At 63.2% G+C, this 1,295-nt stretch carries 1 protein-coding gene and 1 pseudogene; both read right to left on the bottom strand.

The features are described 5' to 3' along the window. Positions 1-1,018, bottom strand: a pseudogene (locus EIEH_RS11810) (hypothetical protein); the annotation flags it as partial. A 5-nt stretch (positions 1,019-1,023) separates the two neighbouring features. Further along, a partial coding sequence (locus EIEH_RS19305; protein ID WP_035609670.1) for a hypothetical protein occupies positions 1,024-1,295 on the bottom strand: 272 nt, incomplete at its 5' end.

Here is a 1,295-nt window from a genome sequence, read left to right as displayed (position 1 = left end):
TGCTGGCATCGGCGCTTAACAGCCCCTCCGTCCTACCCTGTGAAGTAAGGCTGGAAGCGTTGCCTAAGTGAATATCGCCCTGCTGTTCCGCACCATTTTCCAGCGTGATAGCACTGGCATCGGCGCTCAGAAGCCTCCGGGTCTGTCCCCGGGAGGTCAGCACCGCGTTACTCGCCAGCGTTATATCGCCCAGCAGCTGGCTGCCCTGCTCCAGCAGGGCATTACTGGCATCCGCACTCAGGCTGCCCTCAATCTCACCAAGCGAGGTCAGCATCGCACCGCCGCTCAGTTGGAGATCCCCATTATTGTGGAACGCACCGTTTTCCAGCGTGATTGTGCTGGCATCGGCACTCAGGCTGCCCATGGTCTGCCCCCGGGAGGTCAGCATCGCGCCGTCCGTCAGGGTCACATCGCCCCACTGCAGCCCCCCCTGCTGCAGCACCAGCCAGGCGTCATCGCCCAGCAGGGAGAGATCGCCCTTGTGCTGACTCGCCTGTCCAAAGTAAGCCCCGCTGTTGTTCAGGCTGAGCGTTCCATAGATGAGGCCCCTGCTGATCAGGAGCGACTGGCTAAGCGCAATATCGCCCCGCTGCACGGCGTCGTACCCCAGCGCCAGCAGACTCGCCTCGGCGCCGATAGCGCTCTGATTACGCCCCACCAACGCTAGCGTCGCGCCATTGCTTAACCCAATATCGCCGTCCAGATGCAGGCCCCTCTGCGCGAGCAGGGCTGAACTGGCATCCGCGCGCAGGCGGCCTTCGATCTCACCCTGCAAGGTCAGCATCGCGCTGTCCGTCAGGGTCACATCGCCCTGCAGCCGGCTACCCCACTCCAGCAGGACGGTACTGGCATCCGCACTCAGGCTGCCCACGATCTTACCCAACGAGGTCAGATCAGAGGCGCCGCCCAGCTGGAGATCCCCCTGCTGTACTGCACTGCGTTCCAGTGTAATGGTGCTGGCATCGGCGCTCAGGTTCCCCCGGGTCTGCCCCCGGGAGGTCAGCGCCGCGTTACTCACCAGCGTTATATCGCCCAGCAGCTGGCTGCCCTCGCTCCAGCAGGACGGTGCGTGCCCTCCGCGCTCAGGCGGCCTTCGATCTCACCCAACGAGGTCAGATCAGAGGCGCCGCCCAGCTGGAGATCCCCCTGCTGTACCGCACCGCTTTCCAACGTAATAATGCTGGCATCGGCGCTTAGCAGCCCCTTCGTCCTACCCTGTGAAGTAAGGCTGGCACCGTTGTCTAAGCGAATATCACCCTGCTGTTCCGCACCATTTTCCAGCGTGATAGCACTGG

The organism is Edwardsiella ictaluri ATCC 33202, assembly GCF_000264785.1.
Lineage (GTDB): Bacteria > Pseudomonadota > Gammaproteobacteria > Enterobacterales > Enterobacteriaceae > Edwardsiella > Edwardsiella ictaluri.
The sequence above is the reverse complement of the archived record's forward strand: the minus strand, read 5'-3'. Positions and strand labels throughout refer to the sequence as shown.